Consider the following 4,869-nt stretch of genomic DNA (forward strand, 5'->3'; position numbering starts at 1 on the left):
TATGCAATGGGCGAGCATGCTGATCCTCGTCTACTTCGCCGAAGGCGTCGTGCGCGGCATGTCCGATCGCGGGCTGTCCGCGACGCTCGGCTGGTGCGAGACCGCGCTCGCCGTCGGCTTCTTCGCGGCGGCGCTTGCGTACGTCGCGCCGTTCAAACGCGCGGCAAAGCTGCAAAAGCAGCAGAAACAGCAACGCGCGACGCCCTGACCCTTACGCGACCGAACGTCATGAATTCTTCCGAAGCTTTTGTCTCTGCCTGCCGGCAGGCGATCGGCGCCGACCACGTGCTGACCGATCCGCACGATACCGAACCGTTTCTCACCGACTGGCGCCGCCGCTACCAGGGCGCCGCCTGCGCGGTGCTGAAGCCTGCGAACACCGATGAAGTCGCGGCGCTCGTGAAGCTCGCGAACACGCACGGCGTCGCGCTCGTGCCGCAGGGCGGCAATACGGGCCTCGCCGGCGGCGCGACGCCCGACGCGAGCGGCAGCCAGGCCGTGCTGAGCCTCGCGCGCCTGAACCGCGTGCGTGCACTCGACCCGCACAACAGCACGATCACCGTCGAAGCCGGCGTGATCCTCGCCGACGTGCAGGCGCACGCGCGCGACGCCGGGCGGCTGTTCGCGCTGAGCCTCGCGGCCGAGGGCAGCTGCACGATCGGCGGCAACCTCGCGACCAACGCGGGCGGCACCGCGGTGCTGCGCTACGGCAATGCGCGCGAGCTGTGCCTCGGGCTCGAGGTCGTGACGCCGCAGGGCGAGATCTGGGACGGCCTGCGTGGACTGCGCAAGGACAACACCGGCTACGACCTGCGCGACCTGTTCATCGGCGCCGAAGGCACGCTCGGCATCATCACCGCGGCCGTGATGAAGCTGCATCCGCTGCCGGCCGCGCAGGTCACCGCACTCGCCGCGCTCGACTCGCCGCATGCGGCGCTCGACTTCCTCGCGCTCGCGCAGCGCGCGGCCGGGCCGCTGCTGACCGGCTTCGAGCTGATGTCGGATTTCTGCATGCAGCTCGTCGGCAAGCACTATCCGCAATTGCGCTACCCGTTCGATCGCACCCATCCGCAGACGGTGCTGCTCGAACTGTCGGACAACGAAGGCGAAGCGCATGCGCGCGCGCTGTTCGAGAAACTGATGGAAGAGGCGTTCGAAGCCGGCATCGTCGTCGATGCGGTGGTCGCGGAGAATCTCGCGCAATCGCGCGCGTTCTGGGACCTGCGCGAACACATCCCGCTCGCGCAGGCCGACGAAGGGCTCAACATCAAGCACGACATCGCGGTGCCGATCTCGTCGATTGCGCGCTTCATCGACGAGACCGACGCGGCGATCCAGCAGGCGGCGCCGGGCGCGCGGATGGTGACGTTCGGCCATCTCGGCGACGGCAACCTCCACTACAACGTGCAGACGCCCGCGGGCGGCGACCCGAAGGCGTTCCTCGCCGAATACCAGGCGCCGGTCAACCGGATCGTCTACGACAACGTGCACCGCCACCGCGGCACGATCAGCGCGGAACACGGGATCGGCCAGCTGAAAATCGACGACGCGCAGCGCTACAAGTCGCCGGTCGAGATCGGGTTGATGCGCGCGCTGAAGGCCGCGCTCGATCCGCGCGGCCTGATGAACCCCGGCAAAGTGCTACGCTGAAGCCATCTCTCGAGGAGCGACGTTCGTGAAGATCCGCGTGCTGTCCGACCTGCATCTCGAAGGCAACCTGCCCGAAGTCATCCCGCATGCCGACGCGGATCTCGTCGTGCTGGCCGGCGACATCCACAACCATGCGGAAGGGTTGCGCTGGGCCGCCGAGACGTTCGATCCCGATGTGCCCGTGATCTACGTGCCGGGCAATCACGAGTACTACGACGGTGAATTCGGCGCGCTCGAAGCGGCGATGCGCGACGCGGCGCGCGCGCTCGACAACGTGTACTACCTGAACAACGATGTCTACGTCGATCCGGCCGGGCGCTTCCGGGTGCTCGGCACGACGTTCTGGACCGACTTCGCGCTGTTCGGCGACGACGCCGCCGGCATCGCGCACGCGATCGACGCGGCATCGCGCGTGATGCTCGACTTCAAGGGACTGATCCAGGTGACGTGGCCGCACGACGCGGTGCTGCATGCCGGCAAGGATGCACAGGAGCGCGGCGCCGAGCGCGATTTCACGCCGGCCGATGCGCTCGCGCTGCACCGCCGCTCGCGCGCATGGCTCGAAGCGCAGCTCGCGACGCCGTTCGCGGGCACGACGATCGTCGTCACCCACCACGCGCCGCACCGGCGTTCGCTCGCCGAACGCTACGCGCAGGATCCGGTATCGGCAGGGTTCGTCAACGATCTGGCGGGACTCGTGCGGGCGCCGGCCGCACTGTGGGTGCACGGCCACACGCATACGTCATTCGACTATGTGACCGAGGATGGCACGCGCGTCGTCTGCAATCCGCGCGGCTACATTCACCGGCGCAGCGGCGAGCGGGAAAACACCGCGTTCGCGTGGGACAAGGTCGTGACGCTCGACGTGCCGGCGATCCGCGAGGAGGCGCGTGCCGAGCGTCAGGACTGAATGTGTGACTCGAGGGGGTGACTCGACGGTGTGAATCAGACGTGTGATTCGAAGGAGTAACTCGGGCGTGTCAGCGCCCGAGCCGGCGCGCGGCCTCGGACGCCGAGCGCACCCGCACCGGCGCCGGCTGCATCCGCGCCTTCATCGCGCGCAGCAGGTCGCGCGACGCGACGGCGCCGATCACGCCGAACAGGATTCCAAGGCCGATCATCAGGTGCGTATTCATTGCTACTCCGGGTTGCAGGTCACTCTGGATCAGACAGTATCAAACTGTCGGCCGGACGAAGGTAAAAAAGTGTTGCGCGAAGGACAAATCTCGTTAGATTGCGTAAGAACGCGACATCATGTCGCGCGCGCGAACTGCTCGAGCGCGGCCTCGTCGGCCTCGAGCGTCGCCGGCATCTCGTCGCGCAGGAAATCGACCCAGGTGCGGATCTTCGCGTCGAGATACTGGCGCGACGGATACAGCGCGTAGATGCTCATCACGTGCGACCGGTATTCGGGCATCACGCGTACGAAACTGCCGTTGCGCAGCCCGGCGATCGCCGAATACAGCGGCAGCACGCCGATTCCCATCCCTTCCCGCACGGCCACCGCGAGCGCCTCGGCGACGTTCACGCGGAACGGCGGCCCCGACAGCGCGACGCGCTCGTCGCCATTCGGTCCGGTCAGCGTCCATTCGTCGTATTGAAAACCGGGCGCGACCATGCCGAGGCAGATGTGCTGCGCGAGATCCTGCGGCCGCTGCGGCACGCCATGCTGCTCGAGGTACCGGGGCGACGCGCAGGCGACGCTGTAGGTTTCGCCGAGCCGTTGCGACACGAGCCCCGAATCCGGCAGCTCGCGGCCGACGACGATCGCGACGTCGTAGCCTTCGTCGAGCAGGTCCGGCATCCGCTGCGCGAGCGTCAGATCGACGTGCACGTCCGGATAGCGCGCGCGATAGCGCGACACGGCCGGCACCGTGTAGTGCTGGCCGAGGCTCGTGAAGCAATGCACCTTCAGCTTGCCCGACGGGTGCGCATGCGCATCGCTCGCCTCCGCTTCCGCCTGGTCGACGTACGCGAGGATCTGCTCGCAGCGCTGCAGATAACGCTCGCCGGCCTCGGTCAGCGCGATCCGGCGCGTGGTCCGGTTCAGGAGCCGCGTGCGCAGGTGCGCCTCCAGGTCCGAGACGGCGCGCGACGCATAGGCGGTCGTCGAATTCATCTGCTGTGCGGCCGCGGTGAAGCTCCCGGCGTCGACCACGCGGACGAATACCCGCATGTTCTGTAACGTATCCATGCCATTACCCGTTTGAATCCGACAGGATTGTTGCACAGGGGCGCACAAATATTATCTCAGCATTCGTAAAAATGACTTGCACCGTTGTCCATTTATTCAGGAATCGCTGAAAAATATAATCCTATCCGGCTCATCTATATCCGAAAGGGAGAAAATCGTGCAGTCTCCGGCAATAAAAGGGACGCTCGCAGCCTCGGTTCTTGCAGTCTCATTAATAATGGCCGGATGCGCGAGCATGGGCGACAACAAGCCGCAGTCCACCCAGACCGACCCGGCATTGCTCGACGCCGGCGCGGCCATCCGCGCGGCCGATCGCGACGCCGGCTGGCCCGCCGCCGACTGGTGGCGCGCGTATCACGATCCGCAGCTCGATGCGTGGATCGCCGCCGCGCAGGCCGGCAACCCGTCGCTCGCGGCCGCGCAGGCGCGCGTGCGCGAGGCACAGGCGATGGCGCGCGTCGCGCGCTCGGCCGAACTGCCGCAGATCAACGGCAACCTGTCGCTGATGCGCGAGCACTGGCCCGACAACGTGTTCTACGGCCCGGGGCCGCTCGCGAACGCCGACACCTGGAACAACACCGGCACGCTCGGCCTGTCGTATCACCTCGACCTGTGGGGCAAGGACAAGAACGCGACCGAGCGCGCGCTCGACGTCGCGCATGCGACCGCGGCCGACGCCCGCGCGGCGCGGCTCGAGCTCGAGGTCAACGTCGTGCGCGCGTACGTCGGCCTGTCGATGAACTACGCGCTGCTCGACCTCGCGCACGAGACGTTCGAGCGCCAGCGCGCGGTCGCCGATCTCGCGCGCAAGCGGCTGCAGGCCGGCATCGGCACGCAGCTCGAGGTCAGCCAGGCGGAATCGACGCTGCCCGATTACGAGCGCCAGATCGATTCGTACGAGGAAGCGATCCAGCTCGCGCGCCACCAGCTTGCCGCGCTTGCCGGCAAGGGCCCGGGCGCCGGTGATGCGATCGCGCGGCCGAAGCTCGCGCTCGACGCGCCGGCCGGCCTGTCCGCGCTGCCGG

Annotated in this window: 6 protein-coding genes; 4 read left to right on the forward strand and 2 right to left on the reverse strand. The window is 67.5% G+C overall.

Annotation, left to right across the window (positions count from 1 at the left end):
- From G3N94_RS39555 to G3N94_RS39565, 3 genes are all read left to right on the forward strand, one after another.
- Positions 1-208: DUF2069 domain-containing protein (locus G3N94_RS39555; protein WP_205799628.1), on the forward strand; the 208-nt coding region annotated here is incomplete at its 5' end.
- A 20-nt stretch (positions 209-228) separates the two neighbouring features.
- Complete coding sequence (locus G3N94_RS39560) at positions 229-1,650, forward strand: FAD-binding oxidoreductase (RefSeq protein WP_205799629.1); 1,422 nt, start codon at positions 229-231, stop codon at positions 1,648-1,650.
- Between the two features lie 25 nt (positions 1,651-1,675).
- The gene (locus tag G3N94_RS39565; protein ID WP_205799630.1) at positions 1,676-2,560 is read left to right on the forward strand and encodes a metallophosphoesterase; all 885 of its coding nucleotides are present in this window, start codon (positions 1,676-1,678) and stop codon (positions 2,558-2,560) included.
- 70 nt (positions 2,561-2,630) lie between these two features.
- Here G3N94_RS39565 and G3N94_RS39570 read toward each other — a convergent pair whose 3' ends face one another.
- Together G3N94_RS39570 and G3N94_RS39575 are read right to left on the reverse strand one after the other, a co-directional pair.
- Entirely contained in the window at positions 2,631-2,786 is a 156-nt protein-coding gene (locus G3N94_RS39570; protein ID WP_205799631.1) for a hypothetical protein, read from the reverse strand.
- Between the two features lie 116 nt (positions 2,787-2,902).
- Positions 2,903-3,844 (reverse strand): LysR family transcriptional regulator, encoded by a 942-nt coding sequence (locus G3N94_RS39575; protein ID WP_205799632.1) that lies wholly within the window; start codon positions 3,842-3,844, stop codon positions 2,903-2,905.
- Positions 3,845-4,001: 157 nt separating this feature from the next.
- On the opposite strand from G3N94_RS39575, the gene G3N94_RS39580 reads away from it, so the two are divergent.
- Positions 4,002-4,869, forward strand: an 868-nt coding sequence (locus G3N94_RS39580) for a TolC family protein (protein WP_205799633.1), incomplete at its 3' end; no start/stop codon positions are given.

This window comes from Burkholderia sp. Ac-20353 (assembly GCF_017104785.1).
Classification (GTDB): domain Bacteria; phylum Pseudomonadota; class Gammaproteobacteria; order Burkholderiales; family Burkholderiaceae; genus Burkholderia.